A 17,426-nucleotide genomic window follows, 5' to 3' on the forward strand; every position below is an offset into this window, starting at 1 on the left:
ATTTTCATATCCTAAAGTTGAAGTAATTTATCAACTCAAACAAGATGACGCCAGCTACAAACGATGTGATCACAAGCTCTATACTAGGCATTACGCTATCCTTTCAGTGGGTTTTAATATCGATGTGCTACACCCACTTATTGCGTCTTTTTTGGAGCCAACTTCGATTAAATAGCCACGCTCTACTAGCTCATTTACACGTCCACAAACGCTGTTTATCGCTACGTTATACCAGCGTGCTATTTCTTGCCTTGTCGCACCCTCTTTGTGCTCACAAAACATTTCATATACGGCTCTACGTTTGCCGCTTAGCTCTGGCTTTAGTTTGTTGTATGCCTCTAGGCTATTGTTTGCGATCATTACACGCTCCTTAAGTTATCTTTCATATAAGCCCTTTTAAAATTTTCTAAGCGACCAAGCCAAGAAATCCACAAAAAGGACTTATATGACAGATAAAGAGATAGTTTTAGAACTCACAAAAGCTTTACTAGAAAAGCAATCGCCAGCAAGTGGTATTTTTGTTGATCCCGCCAAATACAGCGAAGCAGTAGCCGAGATTTTTAACACCATCGCTGAAAATATTAAGCCTGCTCTAGACAAGCTTAAAGATCATAATTAGCTCTCATAGAGCAGTAACTAGCCAACATTTTTACCATCTTGGCTTGGTCGTCTATAGGAAGTTTGTTAAGCTCTTTAAGCATCTTTTTAAGTGACTTTCTAAAATCTTTCTCTTTCTTTTCTTCTACTTCACTCATTTTTTGATCTCCTTAATATTTTTGTTGTTATAATTTCCCAAAGGATTATTGATGTTTGAAACACTAGATACACTCCTTAAAGTGCTTATCCTTAATGGCTTTACTCTCTTATCCATTGTTCTTATCATTGGCTCTATTTTTTTATCAGGTGTTGTTTTTGGTGTTTTGATAAATAGACATTTTGGCACTAAACCTTTTTTTAAAAAAGGCAAATGCAAGGGCGACCATAAGTGCTTAATGTTAGAAAAAAGGTTGTAGTTAGCCATTTTTAGCCTTTTGAGATTTTTCTTTTAACCTTTGAGTTCTATACCAGCCGTTTTTTACTTCCTCCCAAAAAGTCGGTTTTATGCTATCCTCGACATACATAGCTGTTATTTTTTCTCTCTTAGGGCTAAAATAGCCATACTTTATTCCTTTGACAGAAACCTCTTTACTGTAATGTTTTCTTAATATTTGTGTAAATTTTTTAGTTGTCATAATGAAAGTATAGCTATACTATTCTTAAAAAGTTATTAATAGTATAGTATTGCTATATTAAATTATTTTTAAAAAAGGATATAATTACTATACATTTTTACTTTGGAGGATAGCATGGAATACAAACTCAATAAGCCACTATTAAAAAAAGTTCTAAAGGAAAAGAAAATATCTTATGCAAAATTAGCAGAGATACTTACAAAAGCCGGGTATGAAATATCAGAAAGCGGTATAAAATTTTGGTTTAAAGACGATAAAAACAAGCCCGAAATAGAAAAAGCACAAGCAATGTGCGAGCTATTAGGCATTCCAACAAATGACTTAATTTTACAAGACTTATTTCAGATCGTCCCACCAGATAAAGAAGCTGGAAATAGAGAAAACAATAGCGATACCGTCTATGTTCCGTTTTATAAAGACGGGGTGGTTTCTGCAGGTCGTGGTGCTGAAAACGACGATTTTGGTGAACCTGAATTGCTACCTTTTAACCCAAATGATTTAAAGATTATGTTTAATGTAAGCCCTCACGCAAAATTAGGTATTGTCCCTTGTTTTGGTAACTCAATGGAGCCGACTATTAAAGAAAGCGACTTGGTTGTTTTTTGCGATGATATAAACCAAATAGAGGGCGCTATTTATGTTTGCAAATATGAAAACGAAATATTTATAAAAAGAATAAAAAAACGTCCTACATTGGCGTTAATAAGTGACAATAAGGACTACGAGCCAATAATTATCGAGGAAGAGTTAAACGTCGAAATTTTAGGGCGTGTTGTTGGTTGTTATGCAATAAACTCTAAAAGGATATAGTAAGTCCATTGCGAAGTATATAAAGGGCTAACGTTTGAGGATTATGGGATAAAGTAGACGCGTAGTCGGCAGCTACTCCATAAATTCAAAGAGGTTAGGGGAAGGCTTGATCTGAAAAAGTGTGTATCGTATTGAGCCTGCTTTTAAAGAAAAGATCAATTTCAGCTCAATATGGTATATTTTTTGCTAAAATATGTACAAAAATAGTTATTTTCTTAATATAATGCACGATTTTTTTAACAGTTCTTTTAAAATTTTATACTTTATAAACCATAAATTAGACACAACATGTCTTAAAAATTTAATATAATTTCATTGATTTTTTATCGAAAGGAGCAAAAATGAAAGCAATGGATGTTGCAAGATATATATTGACTAAATGCAACAAAGAAGGACAGCCTATTAGCAATTTACAGCTTCAAAAAATGCTCTATTACATACAGTACGAGTTTTTAAGGGAAACAGGCGAGCCTCTTTTTGAAGACGATTTTGAGGCATGGAAATTTGGCCCTGTGGTCCCCACAGTATATTATGAATACTCCCATATGGGGGCATTTAGAATAGGAGCGGATTATAAAGACTACGATAAAATTTTAAGCGACCTTTTGCCTAATAATATCCAGCGACTTAATGGCATAATAGAAGAAAAAAGAGACATAAATGCTTGGCAACTTGTGGATAGCACCCATAAAAAAGGGAAAGCTTGGGATATTGTCTTTGCAAACGGGGAAGGGCTTGGCGGCACTATAAGCAAGGAATGCATTTATGAAAATGCTTTCTGAGCTAGATCCGTCTTTAGACCAGAGCCATATAGTTATAAAAAATGTTTTATGTTCGTTCTCCAAACAAAGAAACAATAGAGCAAAAAGTAGTATGTCGAAACTATATAGAGTTAATATTGTAAAGCTACAAAGAATTTATCAAAACAATTTTAGGCATCAATATTCAAAACTTTTTCTCATAATATCAACCATAGATAAACACCTAACCCTCAATACTACCGACCTATTGCAGACAATGGATGAATTTATAGATTATATAAAAAGAAATGAGTCGGCTTATAGTATCAATTTTAAAAAAGATATTTACAAGTTATACGATCATGTAGTATTGGAAATATTGCAGATAAGATATATGGGCGAAATCGAAAACAAAGGAGACGCCAACAATGCTATTGCGATGAAAGAACTAAAACATGCGAAGTCTTTAGCTGAAGCCGCTAGCAATAACGCAAACAAAGCAACCGATAAATTAAGCAATATGCAAAAGGAGTATATCGCTATTTTAGGTATATTTGCTGCAATTATCCTTGCTTTTGTAAGTGGGCTAGTTTTCTCAAATTCCGTTTTGCAAAATATAGATAAGGCAAGTATTTATAAGCTTTTGCTTATATCTATAATAATAGGCTTTTTTATAACAAATATTTTATTATTTTTATTTAATTTTGTAAAAAGCATAGTAAGAAATAATGAAAATAATAGCGCATTAGACCCACATATTTCATATTTTAATTTGGCTGCGATAATACTAATATTGGTGCTTTTTGCAGTATCTGTATCACATGAAAGTATTTATAAAAAATACGATAGCAACTCTACTATTAACGTTAATACCGCCAACATCAGCTTTAGCTCTAATCGTTAAGGTCGTTTCCGTCCACGACGGCGACACTATCACTGTGCTAAGCGGCAAAGAGCAAACAAAGGTCAGACTATACGGCATTGACGCTCCAGAGAAAAAGCAAGACTACGGACAAAAATCAAGGCAATTTTTAGCCAGCCTGATCGCAGGACAAGTTGTAGAAGTAGAGCCAAAGGGCAAAGATAGATATAAACGCACGCTAGGTATTATCCACTACAAAGATCAGGATATAAACGCTCAAATGGTGCTAAATGGCTACGCTTGGGCTTATGTAAAATACTCGAGAATGTATGTAGATCAAGAAAAAACGGCTCGTGAGAAAAAACTAGGGCTTTGGCAGAGTAGCGATCCTACTCCGCCATGGGAGTGGAGAAAAGGGCGATAAATTTTAATATAGTGGTCGTGGCTGAAAATAATATCCTTGCTGGTTTTGTTCCATCCTGCGTGCTGAATTATAATTCATCTCTCTTAGCTGATTAGCATAATCGTTTTGTTGGGCTGCACTTTGATTAAATCCATTGGTCCAACTTTGCATAGCGTCTAATACGCCATACCCGACCTGATTATTACGCTGCATTGCTTGAATATAATACTCCAGTTCTTGTTGCGTCATAGGATGAGAACAACCAGCTAAATTATCATAAAAATATTTTCTTAGCAGGTTTTCATTTTCTGATTGTATCAACTCATCAAAGTCATACTTAGACACCCACATCAGATCTCCGACCTCGCAACTTACTCCGACACTACTAAGATGTTGTATTATGTCGTCCGTTACTATAAACTGCTTTGTCTCTACCGGGATATAATAAGCCTTGTTATCGATGAAGGCCACATCCCTATTGTTTGGATTAAACACACACCCTGAAAATAAAAGCCCAACAAGGCATATAAAAGCGACATTTTTCATATTTAAATCCTAAATTCTACCACTTAGGCCTTTTAGTGCCTTTCTTGCCGGTGTATGGATTATAGTTGCCTTTTGACGAGTAGTTATTGGTTTGCGTATGGTCTCTGCTCGTTCTATGGTAGGATCTGACATAAGTCCCGTTTCTTTTATGATACCCGCCTACACTTTTTCCGTAGGCGAAGCTTTCCATAGAGCCCAATAGGCAAACTGCTAAGATTACAAATAATGTCCTTTTCATAAAACTCTCCCCTAAAAAATTTAACAAAAATTATACCACAAAATATATTTTAAAAAGTATAGCTACACTATTCTATTTTATATAAATTTAAGGATAGTTATACTATACTTCTATCATCGAAACAAAAAGCCTTAAAGCCCTGACAGACATCAGGCAGGAGCCCCACTCCTAGCTAGAGTTTAGCTGAAGCTACGCGGTAACCCGAGTATAGCGGACATAATGTTATACCCATCGCCAGCCCTGATTTAGGATAGTTTTTCACAGGGTTATCAATAAAACGAAAAACACTACTTTTTCTAATAAAAGCCTTGCTTGCTTGGAGTATGCGAAAGCCTGCTAACATTTTTCATATAAAAAATTTTCCTTTAAAAGTTGCTTTTTCAAGCTAAATTAATTTCTGACATCTAGACGGCGGTGGCGAGCAAGGTTTCTATTAGAAAAAGGAGCTAGAGATGAAAAAGCTAATTAAATTTTTTAGAGTGCTTTTTAGCAACGGCGGCGAGATCAAAAACATCGCCTATTTAAACATCAAAAGGAGTTAAAAATGAGTTTGAGCCATGACTTAGCGTGTGCTGAAAGCGACGTGGCACACATAAATTTAAATCAAGAGTTTGACCCACTAATAAGCGACATTGAAGCTGTATATAACAGCTATCGCTACACGTTTAAAAATGCCCTTGGCGAAGATAGTGGCGAAATAATTGATCTGCTTATTGAGTATTGCAAAGATGATATTTTTGCGTATTCGGCGCTTATTTATGTGTATTGCGTTGTAGCAGGGTTTAGCAAAGATAGCTTTATAAGCTACACAAATACTTACAAACAAACACTTAAAAAACTACGAGAGGAGGCAGAGAAAGATGCGATACTCCACACTAAAGAGGCTTGTTGAGTTCTACGGCAAGCCAAATATGACAATAGGCGAGTTTTTAGAGTTTATAAAAGGACTTAACAATGCTAACAAATAAACAATACCACGCACGCCCTGAAATATCAAAGAGTGACCTTGACCTACTAGCACGTAGCCCCTTGCATTTAAAAATGAAAAACGAGCTTAAAAGTGAACCTAGTGACACTTTAATTTTAGGCTCCGCCGTGCATAAGCTAGTGCTAGAAAGAGAAGACTTTTTAAACGAGTTTAAGATAGTTCCTGGAGCTGATAAACGCACCAAAGAGGGCAAAGCTATATATGAAGATTTTTTAAAAAAATTAGGCGAAAAAGCTCCAATAAAGTGGTCTACTATAAAAACAGCTTTAAAGATAGCAAAAAATGTTAATTCTATGCATGAAACAGCTGAATTTTTAAAAGACGGACTAGCCGAACAAAGCTATTTTAGCGAGATAAACGGCGTTGTGGTTAAATGTCGCCCTGATTTTTATAATGAGAAAATGGGAGCAGTGATCGATCTAAAAACAACTTCTGACGCTTCTGCTACTGGGTTTGCCAGATCGGTCGCTAGTTTTAATTACCACATACAAGCAGCGTTTTACAGCGATATTTTAAGAAGCTTAGGCAAAGAAGTAAATTACTTCTTGTTTATCGCCGTTGAAACGAAAGCCCCCTATTTTGTAGGTTTTTATGAGCTTGATACAGCAGCAATAGAGCAAGGACGGAAAGCATATCTTGAATTACTAGAGCTTTACAAATATTGCAAAGAACGTGACGAATGGTGGGGCTATGCAAAAAAAGACGGCGACAAGATAGAGGCGGTGCAAACTTTGAGCTTGCCAGCGTGGAAATTTTACGAACAGATAGCATAATTTAAAAGGATAACAAATGAACCAAATACAACCAAGAGAGCAACAAGCGAGGGCGTTAGTGGGCTCAAAAATGAACCAAATCTCAACCATAGTTGGAAATGATAAGGCTAAGGCTTCAATTTTTGCTAGTGCTATCGCAAATATGGCAAATGATTATGGATTAAGAAATTGCAGCGTTGAAAGCATAGTAAATACCGCAATGCAAATAGTCCAAATCGGTTTGCACCCGAATAAACTATTCGGGCAAGCTTACGTCGTGCCGTATAAGGGCGTCGCGCAACTGCAAATAGGCTATAAAGGGCTTATATCGCTAGGCTATCGCAACGGCTGGAAATTTAGAGCTGTGAGCGTGTATACGTGCGATAGGTTTAAACAAAATTTCGGCGGCATCAAAGACGAGATAATTTTTGACCCAAATTATGACGAGCGCGACGAGACTAGCGCAAGCTGGGTGTTTGCCAATCTAAAGGGCGTTTTGGTATATGCAGTTGATAAGCAAGGCGCGGAGTTTAGCGAATTTGTAAGCAAAAAGAAGCTAGAGCAACTACGCACCACTAGCCCGAACCAAAACAAAGAGGGATTAAGCGGTACGTGGGCGAACTGGGCAGAGGAAATGTATAAGGCAAAGGCGATAAAGCACGTAGCTAGCCGTTTGCCGATAAACGACAGCCTAGCCGAAGCCCTAAGCCTAGAAGACGAACCGATAAGAGCCGAGCAAAACGCGCCTAAAACTGAAACAAAAGCAGCGCAAAACCTAAACGAGCTTTTGAGTAGTTCGGAAAAACCGAACAGCTCAATTGGTGCAAAAACTTCACAAACTGAGGAAGCCGAATACATCGAAGCTACAACGTTTGAAGTCGAAATCGACGTAAACGAGGACGTTTTGCCGCTTGACGCTTTGCAAAGCGAGCTGATGAATAGAGGCGCGAGCGAGGTCGAAGCCGAAAAGCTTTTAGCTAGAGTGTCGCCTGATGAAGCTAAGGCGTATCTAGCCGATCCGAATAGTATTGATGCATTAATGGAAAATTTAAGGAGCTAAAAATGAAAGCATTAGGAATTTTAAGCGCATTGTTCGCGGGGCTAAACGGCATAGATGATTTTCAAGGTGCGCCACAAACAAAAAAGAGCAAAGCCCGCATGCCATACTCAAAAACTAGACGCACAACAGGCGCTTACGATAGAAGCCAAAGAATAAGGGCAAATAGGCGAAAGGCTAAAAGATGTTTAACAAAATAGTTTTAGTGGGTCATCTCACGCGCGACATTGAGCTCAGATATACGACTGCGGGCGCAGCCATAGGCAACAGCGCCATTGCTGTAACTAGAAAATACACACTAAACGGCGAAAAACGCGAGGAAACGTGCTTTATAGACATAACGTTTTTCGGCAAACAAGCGGAAGTAAGTAACCAATACCTACAAAAGGGAAGTAAGCTTTTAGTCGAGGGTCGATTAAAATTCGACCAATGGCAGGATAGCAACGGGCAAAACAGAAGTAAGCATAGTGTCGCTGTGGAAGTAATGGAAATGTTAGGCGACGCAAAACAAAACAATCAAGGCTATCAGCAAGGCGGCTATTCAAATCAGCACCCGCAGCAAGTAGCGCCTAAGAAACCGCAACAGCAAAAACCGCCTGCCGATGACTACGACCGCGAAATAGACATTGATGCCGGCAAATACGACAACGACGAAACAATACCGTTTTAGGAGTGAAAATGGGTAAGAACTTCAGCGGCAACACAAACAAGAAGCGCTCAAAAAGTTACTTCTAAAAAGGAAAAAAATGACTTACGGCGAAGCAATGGTAAGGCAGCAAGAAAGCCAACGTATGGAAAATGGCGTCTGGGTATTTGATGAACTAGAGCCTTACGAGCCTTTTGCAACTAGCACCGAGGCGTATAAATACTACGGCGAAAAACTAGATCGCTACTGGCTTAGTAAAATTGAGTTAAGCCCAGCCTCTAAATTTTCAAAGCAAGACGTATTACAAATACTAAAAGGTAGAAACCTAAATGGAGGGAGCGATGACAACTAAAGAAAAAATTGAAGTTATCCGAGCTTATGATAACGGTGAGGATATTGAATATACAAATATTAATAGCGTTGTTGAGGAGTTTTGGGGGGATTTGCTTAGCCCAGAGTTTGACTTTAGTAGGTTTAAGTACAGAGTTAAATCAAATGAAAATTTTAAAACTACATTTAGACTGGGAGATGTCGTAGTATATAAAAGCGAAGTAGGCTGCCCTATCCCTGACAGATACGAGATTACCAAAATATTAAAAGACGGGTATGAATTAGACGACACAATAATTAGATCAACGGAATACTGTGAAAAAGAATTTATTAACGAAAGAGATGTTTTGTGGTATTTTGAAGTATACGATAGCTGCCATGGGAGATGGTCTATCTTTGATGTAGGCAGACTAACTATTGACGAAATGACCAAAGAATATGCCCCCTATGATGATCATATCCATAAATTTAGACCTTTTTACACTTTGGGTTTTAGTATGAGGGCATAAAATGACAACAGCTGAATTAAAGGACGCCGCCATTTTTGTTATGGCATATAGCTTTTTGCAGATGGACAGCACCGAGAAGTTAGGACTATTCATAAACAAAAAAGCGAGCAAATTTATCGACGAGCTAATAGAGACGATGACGCCGATCGTTGAGTATTACCGCGAATTTAGAAAGCGGATTAATATTCAAATAAACGCCTTGGATAACAAGGCGAGCATTGCCAAGCAAAACTTTAGCACGACCGCTCCACAATTAGCTTGCGATGCTTTATTTGAGGTTGGCACCAAATGAACGCAAGGGGCAAAGACTAGCGCCGATACTAGCCGATTTTTACGCAGCAAATAAAGAGAAAATAGCGTATATCTCAAATAAAAGCTGTGATACAAAATACCGTAAAGAGGCAGAGGATAGCCAAACACTGGCTTATTTTTATATTGAGAATATTTGAAAGGATTGATAGTGTTCTGGCGAAAAACGGATAAAGAAAAACTAATGGAACTTTTAGAGTGGTTTTTGAGCCACAATTGGGAATTTAAAAAAGACGACTACAAAAATCTACAGCATCTCAATAAATTACTTTTAAAATTTGACATCCAGCCAACTTGGATAAATTTTTCGCTTTACAATTACTTTTACCTCAAACAAGACGAGCGAGAAAGGCTACTTGAAGCATACAAAAAATTAAAGGATAGTAAATGAGAGAAATTAGGTTTAGAGCATGGGATAAACAAGAAAAGAAAATGGTGTATGATGTAGAGCATGCCTATGATGGTTATCCTATTGATACGGCATCATCCTTTGGGGAAATGCTAGATTGTCCTGACTTTTACGATGTTATGCAATATATAGGCATTAGAGATGTCAATAGTAATAGAATATATGGGAAGGATATTGTAAGAATTACTACAACTCAAACAGAGGAAACACGCATAGGAGAAGTTAAATACTATGATGATAATGCTTGCTATCTAGTTGAAACTACTAAGGAAGAATATTTTACGTTTATGTCTGAATACATTAAAAGCGTTGAAGTCATAGGAAACATTTACGAGAATAAGGAGTTACTAGATGAGTAGCCCTGAAAGAGAGAGGCATTTATCAGCCCTTGCAAGCTTAGAAGAGTTTTGCAACGCACACAATGAAAAGATAAATTTAGTTGAGCGAATACAAGCTCTTTTGTTTAAATGCGAAGTCCGTTTTTTACGGCACGCTCTGCGAGATTTAAAAAATTATATAAAGGATAAAAAATGAGCGATAAATTTATTACTCGTGATGAAGCCTTAAAAGAACTAGGGCTAACATCGCCTATCAGTTTAAGGCGATTAGTGCTAGCAGGCAAGATTACAGCAAGCAAGATCAACTCTAAAATAATTTATTATTCTCAAAACTCTATTTCTGCCTACAAATCAGGCAAATCCGCCCAAACTATCTAAATAATCGCTCCACCATTGTATAAGCCTAGCCCTAGCTTTTAGGTTCTTGGCGTGGTTGTATGCATCTTTAACTTTATTACTCTCAACGTGGGCAAGGCAAAGCTCGATAACATCACTATTGCAGCCGTGTTTATCTATGTTTTCATTAGCGATTGTGCTAAAAGTAGCTCTAAAACCGTGTGGAGTTACCATTTCATTATTAAAGCCTAGACTTCTAAGCATTGAGCGGATAGTATTATCACTAATAGGGCGTATATTTGATTTTACGGACGGAAAAATTAACTCACTTTTTAATGGTAGGCGCTCACGATATGTTTTTAACAAGGTGATTACACTCTGAGATAAAAATACATCGTGGGGCTTTGCTGTTTTCATCTCACTTGCTGGGATATGCCAAACACAATTTTCAAAATCTATCTGCGACCATTTGGCATTTCTAGCATTTTGCCCTCTTACTGCGGTATATAGTTGAAATATCGCACACGCTTTTACTCTTAAATCCCCAAAATATTCTTTTATTGCCATTAACACGGCTCTTATTTCATTGTCATTTTTTAAGTATGCAAAATGTTTAACTTCTTGCTTACCTATTAACGCACTTTTATCAATATCCGAGATAATGTTATGCTCTACATATTCGTGCAAAAGAGCAAATTTATAAAAGCTATTTAGTGTCCCTAGCGTTTTTCGTATCGTTTCTTGCTTGTCATCGCCAAGAAGTGGTGCAAGTGCGGCTATAATATCTTTCCTGCTAATATCTTTTATGTTTATCTCGCCAAATTTAGGCAAAAATAACGTTTCAAAACGCCTTTTTATCCAAAACTGCTGCTTCTCACTCAACTTACTTTTTGTTTTATACCACGCTTCAAATACTGCCCTAAATTTTGTCTTTTCTGCTATTTGAGTTAGGCTCTCGCCTTGATTGAGTTTTAATCTTAGCTCGCTTCTTTTATCCCGCGCCTCGCTTAGGCTCATTTCATCATATTTACCTAGCGTTAAGCGGTGACGCTTGCCATTTTCTCTAAACTCATATATAAAAAACTTTGTGCCGCTTGGCATTATTTTAATTAGAAGGTTATCGCCATCGCTGACAAAATATGGCCTCTCTTTGGCTTTTAGGTTTTTAAACTGCGTAATCGTTAACTGGCGTGAAAGCTTAGGCATTTTAGCTGTCCTTTTGGCTGACTATTGTTATATTTTTAGCTACTTTTTTGGATGTGATCAGCTAAAAGTCAGCTAAAAAGTTGTGATAATAATAGTTTGTCATTGTTTATAATTGTTTGTAATTTTATGTATAAAGGCTTTAAAATAACGTTAAAATCGTGGCTCAATGTTTGCAAAAGTTGATAAAAGTTTGTGATTGTTTATAAGTAGTGGCGGACAGAGAGGGATTTGAACCCTCGAGCCCCGATTAAGAGCTGCACCCTTAGCAGGGGTGTGGTTTCAGCCACTCACCCATCTGTCCATAAAAAGAAATCGCATTATAATTGAACGCCGCTGATATCTTGCTTAAATTTGCATTTCACAATTATAGCCCTCAGATAAAAAATCTAAAAACAAAAATTTATAAATTTAGTCCTTCAAAAGCCACCATTTTAGCTTGGCTTTGTCTGGGTGCGGCGTATTTGCATAGTAGCAAATCATACGGTAAACATAGAGGATATACCTATCGCTGCCGCGTCCGAGCGCCTTTATGCATTCACGCTTCATTAGAATTTGCGCCATTTAGTAAAGCGATATCCTTAACCAAGTGCTAGTAGATACGCTTTAGCCGCTCAGCCAACAAGAGGATTTTCTTAAAATCACTCAAATTTAACTCCTCACTTCGCTTTGATATCATCTTCACGCAACATTTTGTAAAAAAGCTTAGTTAAAAACCACTTCACACAAGTTCAAATTTTAAATTTGCTCCAAAATTCTTTCGCAAATTTCTCTTGGATTTGTATTTTCATAAATCGGCCTGCCAACAACTATAAAGTCACTACCTTCTTGCTTTGCGCTCACTAAGTTTGCTACTCTTTTTTGATCTCCAGCACTCTCACCAAAAGGCCTAACACCAGGGCAAAGAGTGATAAATTTTTCATTTGTTACATCTTTAATGAGCTTGCTTTCAAAAACAGAACAGACCATTCCATCAAGCCCTGCTTCAAAACTCATCTGGCTAAATTTTCTAACAGCTCTTGTGATCGTATCATTATAAACAGAGTCAAACTCGCTCTCACTAAAGCTAGTAAGTGCCGACACTGCGAGTACTAAAGGACGGTTTCCAAGCCCAGCTAGCCTATCCATCACCGTTTTCATGGCACGCTCGCCAGCACTAGCATGCACATTTATCATATCTACACCGATTTTTGAGACGACTTCAGCTGCATCTGCCATCGTATTTGGTATGTCATAGAGCTTTAGATCAAGGAAAATTTTAAAATTTCCAAGTCCCTTTAGCTCTTCTATAAATTTTGCCCCATCCCTAAGATAGCTTCTAAGCCCCACTTTTAGCCAAAGATCAAGCCCTTTTAGCTCGCTAGCAAGGGCTAAATTCTCTTCACGACTAGCCATATCAAGTGCGACGCAGAGCCTCACAGATCGCCCTTTAGCTTATCAAGTACACCGTTTATAAATTTTGGTGCCTGATCACTTCCAAGTTCTTTCGCAAGCTCGATCGCTTCGTTTATGATAACAGCCTTATCCGTTTGGCTAAATTTCATCTCATAAAGTCCGAGTCTAAGGATTGCTAGTTCGGTTGCACCAACTTTGCTAAAATCGCCGTCTTTTAGATATGGCTTTAAAATTTCATCTAGTTTTTCTTTATTTGCGAGCACCTCTTTAAAAGTCTGCTGCGCCTCACTTTTTCGCTCGTTTCTTATCTTTTTCTCTTCTAGAAATTCCTCTTCAAATGCAGCAGTTACCGGATTTATCTCATTTGAGTAGAGCAGCGAAACAACGGCCTGCCTAACCTGATGACGAGTCGCCATTTTACGCCTCCAAATTTTTATATAAGCTTAGCATCTCGATCACGCCCGTCATCGCTTCAAAGCCCTTGTTTCCGGCCTTTGAGCCCGCTCGCTCGATGGCCTGCTCGATGCTATCGACCATTAGCACGCCAAAGGTCACCGGCTTGCCGTATTTTAGCGTGACGTTTGCGATGCCCTTGGTGGTCTCGGCGCTTACGTAGTCAAAATGAGGCGTAGAGCCGCGGATAACTGCTCCCACGCAGCAAACCGCGTCAAATTTACCGCTAGCTAGCGCCTTTTCAAGCGCCATCGGTATCTCAAACGCGCCCGGCACCAAAATGAGGCTCAAATTCGCCTCGTCGCCGCCGTGACGCAAAAACGCGTCCCTCGCGCCCTCCACCAGCCTATCGGTGATGATGTGGTTAAACCTAGCGCCCACTATGGCGACCTTCTCGCCGCCTTTTAGAGCCAAATTTCCTTCGATTATTTTCATGATTTCTCCTTTAAATTATCTTTAACATTACCGCGCTTAGCGTTATTAGCGATAGATAAAATGCCTTTTGCGCGCTCATTTTTTCGCCGTTAAAAACCACTCCGACGCCCACGGCTCCGATCGCTCCGATACCCGTCCAGATCGCGTACGCCACCGACATCGCCATCGCTTGCATCGCGTAGCCAAGAAGCCAAAGCGAAAGGGCAAAATTCGCGGTTAAAATCAAAAAATTAGCCGCTTTTTTCACGCCGAAGCTTTTTTGAAATTTGGTTAGAAAAAATACACCCGAGACCTCGCAGCACCCGGCCGCCAAAAGGGCTAAAACGTGCGTCAAGATTTTAGCCTCTTTAGCCCCAGTACGCCGGCAACTAGCGTCGCTATGAAAAATAGCCGCAAGGGATCGGGCGCCTGGCCGCTTGAGGTGTATTCGCTAACGCTTTCGGCAATCACGATAAAAAACGCTCTAAATCCCACAAATACGGTATATGCGACGCTAACGGGCAGGTATTTCATAGCCTTCATAAACGATACGAAGCTAACGCAGACTAACGCGGCAGTAAGCGCGAATCCTACGACATCTTGGGCGTGTTTTAGTCCGTACGCCCAGCCGCACTCGGCGACCGCGCCGCCTAGCACCCACAAAAAGCCCTTAGTTTGCATCGCCTAGGGCGTCTTTTATCTTAAAAATTTGAGCGATATTTGCGTCTAACTCGTCTAAATTTAGCATATTTGGTCCGTCGCAAAGCGCCTCGCAAGGGTTTATGTGCGTCTCATAGAAAAATCCATCCACCCCAACGCTAGCTGCTGCTCTTGCAAGATAAGGCACAAACCTAGCGTCACCGCCGCTTTTTTCGCCAAGTGCGCTTGGCATCTGCACGCTGTGGGTCGCGTCAAAAATGACTGGCGCAAATTCTCTCATCATCACCAAATTTCTCATATCAACGACTAAATTTCCATATCCAAAGGTGCTTCCACGCTCTGTTAGCCAGACGCCATTTGCCTTTGCGACCTCGTATCCATCGCCGCTCACGCCTCTTGTTTCAAGCACCTTTTTAACAGAGTGCTTCATCGCTGAAGCCGCTAAAAACTGCCCTTTTTTTATATTTACGACCGCTTTTGTCTTTGCAGCCGCTACAAGCAGGTCGGTTTGGCGGCACAAAAATGCAGGGATCTGCAGCACATCAGCCACTTCGCCAACTGGCTGAGCTTGATAACTCTCGTGGATATCGGTTAAAATTTTAAAGCCAAATTCTTTTTTCACCTGAGCTAAAATTTCACAACCTTTTTCTAGCCCAGGGCCGCGAAATGAGCTAATACTGGTGCGATTTGCCTTATCAAAGCTCGACTTAAAGTAAAAATCAAGCTTTGGATTTTCATTAAATTTAACTAGCCTTTTTGCTACTTCAAAAACAAGCTCCTTGCTCTCTATCACGCAAGGTCCAGCGATTAAGATCATTTTTTCTCCTTTATTTTTCTCTAAATTTTCTAATCCAATCTATCAAAAGTGGTCTATCGTCGTTTGCAGGTACTTCATACCATTGCGAACAAAGTTTATAGTATATACCATTTATTAGTATTGGGTCCGCATAGTAGCGAACTTTTTCATATTCACTATCTGCCTTAACTAATGCAGCATAGTTTAGCCCGAGATAATCTTTGCTATATTTTTCACTTTGTAGCCTGCTTATCTCATCCGCACCCACTCTACCACTTTCTAAAATTTCTCTCATTATGATACGCGCTATTTGTCCGACTTTTAGCTCTGCGTATTCATCTTGATTATTTTTGTTGTCAATATATTCTTTGGAAGATTGATAAGTATTTGAGATTATTTTTCGTTTCTCTTTTTCGACTTTTTCAATACTTTTTAGCTCCTTTTTATCAAACAAGGATAGCATCTGGTAAGAACGCATAAAAAGCTCCGCTGTATCGGCCACATTACCACTTATCTCTAAAATAGGTTCTAAAACCAAATTTGAAAAATCGCTATTTGCTATTATTCTAAAGTCAAATTCAAATCCCATCTCTTGCATTATGTTGTTTATATCAACAAAACAAGGGCACAAGGCATCTAAAATTTGTCTATTTATTTTAGGGGATGCAAAGATAATTTCTGCTTTTTTAACACCAAAATATCCATAAACACACATGGCGGTTCTAAGACATTTTTTTACTACTCTAGCTACCGTCTCATCAAGACCGCCGTAGTTTAGTCCAGACTCATGAAAAGTAACATCAACTGCATAAATTTCACTAACTCCATCACTCATACAAACGCCCAGTGCATCACACTCTGCTTGTTGCAAAAGTTGTTTTAATGAGGTATTTTGTTTATAAATTTTATATCCATATTTGCCAGAAAAAAGCTCATCTGTTTTTGACATTATATTTTCTAACTCGTCTGAAAATTTTATCTCCCATTTTGGAGAAATTTTCCAGTTAGTTTGCACTATTTGGCACTCTTTAACATGGCGAAGCCAAGAATAAAATAAAGATTCACCGATTTCTATTTTCATAGTATCGCCTTATTTTTCTTTCACAACTAAAATTCCACTCACTATTACTAGCAAGATACCTAAAAGTGCCGTTTGATTTGGCAATACATCGCCCATAAAATAGCCAATTATAAGTGTAAAAATAACGTCTGCGTAGCTAACTGCAGCGATCACTCCAGCCTTTTTACCAACCGCAAACGCCTTTGTCATGTACGACTGAAAAAAATATCCACTAAGTCCCATTAGCAAGATAAAAACAACGTTATACCAGCTTGGCATGCTAAATTTTGAAAACAAAAAATCAAGTGGCTCGTAGGTGAAAAATTCTGCCAAACCCATGCAAATAAGTGGCAAAAACGAGCCCCAAAGCATAAAACTTAACACTATAACATTTGTACCGTAGCTCTTGTTTAGCTCCTTAACACTCGTGTATGCGATCGCCGCACCAAGGCCACTCCAAACGCCGATAATATCAGTCTTGCTTATGCCTAAATTTGGCTGGATAACAAGCAAAATTCCACCAAATCCCAAAAATACAGCAAACCAGCCAAGTGAGCTTAGACGCTCTTTGAAAATAAAGGCTGCGAGGATGGCTGTAAAGATTGGATTTGTCTTTTGAAATGTAAAAGCTGTGGCCAAATTTACATGAGCGACATTATAAAAAAAAGCAAAAAGTGCCACTGTGCCCACAAAGCCACGAAACATTAGCAAAAAAAAGTGTCCACCAGCTTGCTTAAATGGAAATCTATAAATGGCATAAATAACGATAAAAAGGCCTATTAAATTTCTAAAAAATACAACTTCGATAGATGGCATATCTTTGCTAAGATACTTTGCAAATGCGCCAGTAACGGCAAACATAAAGCAAGCAAATAGCATATAAAAAATGCCAAGATGCGAAATATAAAACTTTTTTAACATCACATGACCTTTAAATTTA

At 38.5% G+C, this 17,426-nt stretch carries 31 protein-coding genes, 1 tRNA gene and 1 pseudogene; 18 read left to right on the forward strand and 15 right to left on the reverse strand.

The annotated features are described in order from the left end of the window. Positions 1 to 90 precede the first annotated feature (90 nt). The gene (locus F3H00_RS03280) at positions 91 to 360 is read right to left on the reverse strand and encodes a hypothetical protein (RefSeq protein ID WP_148800540.1); all 270 of its coding nucleotides are present in this window, start codon (positions 358 to 360) and stop codon (positions 91 to 93) included. An 85-nt stretch (positions 361 to 445) separates the two neighbouring features. Between F3H00_RS03280 and F3H00_RS10305 the strand changes: the two genes are divergently transcribed. Further along, a complete protein-coding gene (locus F3H00_RS10305) occupies positions 446 to 619 on the forward strand; it encodes a hypothetical protein (RefSeq protein WP_188115294.1) in 174 nt (57 codons plus the stop codon). On the opposite strand, the gene F3H00_RS10310 is transcribed toward F3H00_RS10305, so the two are convergent. Beyond that, positions 603 to 755, reverse strand: a complete 153-nt coding sequence (locus F3H00_RS10310) for a hypothetical protein (RefSeq protein ID WP_188115295.1) — start codon at positions 753 to 755, stop codon at positions 603 to 605. The two genes, F3H00_RS10305 and F3H00_RS10310, sit on opposite strands and share 17 nt — an antisense overlap. A gap of 51 nt (positions 756 to 806) precedes the next feature. On the opposite strand from F3H00_RS10310, the gene F3H00_RS03285 reads away from it, so the two are divergent. Next, positions 807 to 1,013: a hypothetical protein gene (locus F3H00_RS03285; protein WP_149703704.1), complete on the forward strand. Its 207-nt coding sequence runs from the start codon at positions 807 to 809 to the stop codon at positions 1,011 to 1,013. Here F3H00_RS03285 and F3H00_RS03290 read toward each other — a convergent pair whose 3' ends face one another. Beyond that, a complete protein-coding gene (locus tag F3H00_RS03290; RefSeq protein ID WP_148800536.1) occupies positions 1,014 to 1,232 on the reverse strand; it encodes a hypothetical protein in 219 nt (72 codons plus the stop codon). 114 nt (positions 1,233 to 1,346) lie between these two features. Here F3H00_RS03290 and F3H00_RS03295 point away from each other — a divergent pair, with 114 nt between their 5' ends. From F3H00_RS03295 to F3H00_RS03310, 4 genes are all read left to right on the forward strand, one after another. Continuing rightward, entirely contained in the window at positions 1,347 to 2,042 is a 696-nt protein-coding gene (locus tag F3H00_RS03295) for a S24 family peptidase (protein WP_148800534.1), read from the forward strand. 341 nt (positions 2,043 to 2,383) lie between these two features. After that, on the forward strand, positions 2,384 to 2,824 hold the full coding sequence (locus F3H00_RS03300; RefSeq protein WP_148800532.1) for a Panacea domain-containing protein: 441 nt from the start codon (positions 2,384 to 2,386) through the stop codon (positions 2,822 to 2,824). After that, positions 2,808 to 3,686 carry a hypothetical protein gene (locus F3H00_RS03305; RefSeq protein WP_148800530.1) on the forward strand — a complete coding sequence of 293 codons (879 nt, stop codon included), beginning with the start codon at positions 2,808 to 2,810 and terminating at the stop codon, positions 3,684 to 3,686. Before F3H00_RS03300 ends, F3H00_RS03305 begins: the two co-directional genes overlap by 17 nt. Further along, positions 3,604 to 4,068: a thermonuclease family protein gene (locus F3H00_RS03310; protein WP_148800528.1), complete on the forward strand. Its 465-nt coding sequence runs from the start codon at positions 3,604 to 3,606 to the stop codon at positions 4,066 to 4,068. The genes F3H00_RS03305 and F3H00_RS03310 overlap by 83 nt, the downstream gene beginning before the upstream one ends. Before the next feature lie 3 nt (positions 4,069 to 4,071). On the opposite strand, the gene F3H00_RS03315 is transcribed toward F3H00_RS03310, so the two are convergent. Next, complete coding sequence (locus F3H00_RS03315) at positions 4,072 to 4,593, reverse strand: hypothetical protein (protein WP_148800526.1); 522 nt, start codon at positions 4,591 to 4,593, stop codon at positions 4,072 to 4,074. Positions 4,594 to 5,375: 782 nt separating this feature from the next. Between F3H00_RS03315 and F3H00_RS03325 the strand changes: the two genes are divergently transcribed. The 12 genes from F3H00_RS03325 (at position 5,376) to F3H00_RS03380 (ending at position 10,547) form a co-directional block, all read left to right on the forward strand. Beyond that, entirely contained in the window at positions 5,376 to 5,723 is a 348-nt protein-coding gene (locus tag F3H00_RS03325) for a hypothetical protein (RefSeq protein ID WP_149703705.1), read from the forward strand. Between the two features lie 62 nt (positions 5,724 to 5,785). Further along, entirely contained in the window at positions 5,786 to 6,592 is an 807-nt protein-coding gene (locus F3H00_RS03330) for a PD-(D/E)XK nuclease-like domain-containing protein (protein WP_148800520.1), read from the forward strand. Between the two features lie 16 nt (positions 6,593 to 6,608). Then, positions 6,609 to 7,631, forward strand: a complete 1,023-nt coding sequence (locus F3H00_RS03335; protein WP_148800518.1) for a recombinase RecT — start codon at positions 6,609 to 6,611, stop codon at positions 7,629 to 7,631. 2 nt (positions 7,632 to 7,633) lie between these two features. Beyond that, a complete protein-coding gene (locus F3H00_RS03340; RefSeq protein ID WP_148800516.1) occupies positions 7,634 to 7,828 on the forward strand; it encodes a hypothetical protein in 195 nt (64 codons plus the stop codon). Further along, positions 7,813 to 8,298 (forward strand): single-stranded DNA-binding protein, encoded by a 486-nt coding sequence (gene ssb / locus F3H00_RS03345; RefSeq protein ID WP_148800514.1) that lies wholly within the window; start codon positions 7,813 to 7,815, stop codon positions 8,296 to 8,298. Before F3H00_RS03340 ends, ssb begins: the two co-directional genes overlap by 16 nt. 76 nt (positions 8,299 to 8,374) lie before the next feature. Further along, positions 8,375 to 8,626, forward strand: coding sequence for a hypothetical protein (locus F3H00_RS03350; protein ID WP_148800512.1), 252 nt, complete (start codon positions 8,375 to 8,377; stop codon positions 8,624 to 8,626). After that, positions 8,616 to 9,113 carry a hypothetical protein gene (locus tag F3H00_RS03355; protein ID WP_148800510.1) on the forward strand — a complete coding sequence of 166 codons (498 nt, stop codon included), beginning with the start codon at positions 8,616 to 8,618 and terminating at the stop codon, positions 9,111 to 9,113. The genes F3H00_RS03350 and F3H00_RS03355 overlap by 11 nt, the downstream gene beginning before the upstream one ends. Position 9,114: 1 nt before the next feature. Then, the gene (locus tag F3H00_RS10485; protein ID WP_223155230.1) at positions 9,115 to 9,405 is read left to right on the forward strand and encodes a hypothetical protein; all 291 of its coding nucleotides are present in this window, start codon (positions 9,115 to 9,117) and stop codon (positions 9,403 to 9,405) included. 168 nt (positions 9,406 to 9,573) lie between these two features. Then, the gene (locus F3H00_RS03365) at positions 9,574 to 9,813 is read left to right on the forward strand and encodes a hypothetical protein (protein WP_148800508.1); all 240 of its coding nucleotides are present in this window, start codon (positions 9,574 to 9,576) and stop codon (positions 9,811 to 9,813) included. Continuing rightward, positions 9,810 to 10,190, forward strand: a complete 381-nt coding sequence (locus tag F3H00_RS03370) for a YopX family protein (RefSeq protein WP_148800506.1) — start codon at positions 9,810 to 9,812, stop codon at positions 10,188 to 10,190. Before F3H00_RS03365 ends, F3H00_RS03370 begins: the two co-directional genes overlap by 4 nt. Continuing rightward, complete coding sequence (locus tag F3H00_RS03375; RefSeq protein ID WP_148800504.1) at positions 10,183 to 10,365, forward strand: hypothetical protein; 183 nt, start codon at positions 10,183 to 10,185, stop codon at positions 10,363 to 10,365. The genes F3H00_RS03370 and F3H00_RS03375 overlap by 8 nt, the downstream gene beginning before the upstream one ends. Then, the gene (locus F3H00_RS03380; protein WP_103648448.1) at positions 10,362 to 10,547 is read left to right on the forward strand and encodes a hypothetical protein; all 186 of its coding nucleotides are present in this window, start codon (positions 10,362 to 10,364) and stop codon (positions 10,545 to 10,547) included. Before F3H00_RS03375 ends, F3H00_RS03380 begins: the two co-directional genes overlap by 4 nt. On the opposite strand, the gene F3H00_RS03385 is transcribed toward F3H00_RS03380, so the two are convergent. From F3H00_RS03385 to F3H00_RS03435, 11 genes and pseudogenes are all read right to left on the reverse strand, one after another. After that, on the reverse strand, positions 10,521 to 11,711 hold the full coding sequence (locus tag F3H00_RS03385) for a tyrosine-type recombinase/integrase (protein WP_148800502.1): 1,191 nt from the start codon (positions 11,709 to 11,711) through the stop codon (positions 10,521 to 10,523). The two genes, F3H00_RS03380 and F3H00_RS03385, sit on opposite strands and share 27 nt — an antisense overlap. Positions 11,712 to 11,921: 210 nt before the next feature. After that, positions 11,922 to 12,012 (reverse strand) — tRNA-Ser (locus F3H00_RS03390). Positions 12,013 to 12,119: 107 nt separating this feature from the next. Continuing rightward, positions 12,120 to 12,357, reverse strand: a pseudogene (locus F3H00_RS03395) (helix-hairpin-helix domain-containing protein). Between the two features lie 89 nt (positions 12,358 to 12,446). Next, positions 12,447 to 13,127: an orotidine-5'-phosphate decarboxylase gene (pyrF, locus tag F3H00_RS03400; protein ID WP_148800500.1), complete on the reverse strand. Its 681-nt coding sequence runs from the start codon at positions 13,125 to 13,127 to the stop codon at positions 12,447 to 12,449. Then, positions 13,124 to 13,519: a transcription antitermination factor NusB gene (gene nusB, locus F3H00_RS03405; protein ID WP_021090843.1), complete on the reverse strand. Its 396-nt coding sequence runs from the start codon at positions 13,517 to 13,519 to the stop codon at positions 13,124 to 13,126. The genes pyrF and nusB overlap by 4 nt, the downstream gene beginning before the upstream one ends. A 1-nt stretch (position 13,520) precedes the next feature. Beyond that, the gene (gene ribH / locus F3H00_RS03410; RefSeq protein ID WP_148800497.1) at positions 13,521 to 13,991 is read right to left on the reverse strand and encodes a 6,7-dimethyl-8-ribityllumazine synthase; all 471 of its coding nucleotides are present in this window, start codon (positions 13,989 to 13,991) and stop codon (positions 13,521 to 13,523) included. A 10-nt stretch (positions 13,992 to 14,001) separates the two neighbouring features. Further along, positions 14,002 to 14,325 (reverse strand): DMT family transporter, encoded by a 324-nt coding sequence (locus tag F3H00_RS03415; protein WP_148800496.1) that lies wholly within the window; start codon positions 14,323 to 14,325, stop codon positions 14,002 to 14,004. Beyond that, positions 14,322 to 14,651, reverse strand: coding sequence for a DMT family transporter (locus F3H00_RS03420; protein WP_148800494.1), 330 nt, complete (start codon positions 14,649 to 14,651; stop codon positions 14,322 to 14,324). Before F3H00_RS03420 ends, F3H00_RS03415 begins: the two co-directional genes overlap by 4 nt. Further along, complete coding sequence (gene kdsA / locus F3H00_RS03425; protein WP_148800492.1) at positions 14,641 to 15,447, reverse strand: 3-deoxy-8-phosphooctulonate synthase; 807 nt, start codon at positions 15,445 to 15,447, stop codon at positions 14,641 to 14,643. Before kdsA ends, F3H00_RS03420 begins: the two co-directional genes overlap by 11 nt. A 10-nt stretch (positions 15,448 to 15,457) precedes the next feature. After that, positions 15,458 to 16,507, reverse strand: a complete 1,050-nt coding sequence (locus tag F3H00_RS03430) for a hypothetical protein (RefSeq protein WP_148800490.1) — start codon at positions 16,505 to 16,507, stop codon at positions 15,458 to 15,460. Positions 16,508 to 16,516: 9 nt separating this feature from the next. Next, positions 16,517 to 17,407 carry a DMT family transporter gene (locus tag F3H00_RS03435; RefSeq protein ID WP_148800488.1) on the reverse strand — a complete coding sequence of 297 codons (891 nt, stop codon included), beginning with the start codon at positions 17,405 to 17,407 and terminating at the stop codon, positions 16,517 to 16,519. Positions 17,408 to 17,426 lie beyond the last annotated feature (19 nt).

Source organism: Campylobacter concisus (genome assembly GCF_902460845.1).
In the GTDB taxonomy this organism is placed as follows: domain Bacteria; phylum Campylobacterota; class Campylobacteria; order Campylobacterales; family Campylobacteraceae; genus Campylobacter_A; species Campylobacter_A concisus_X.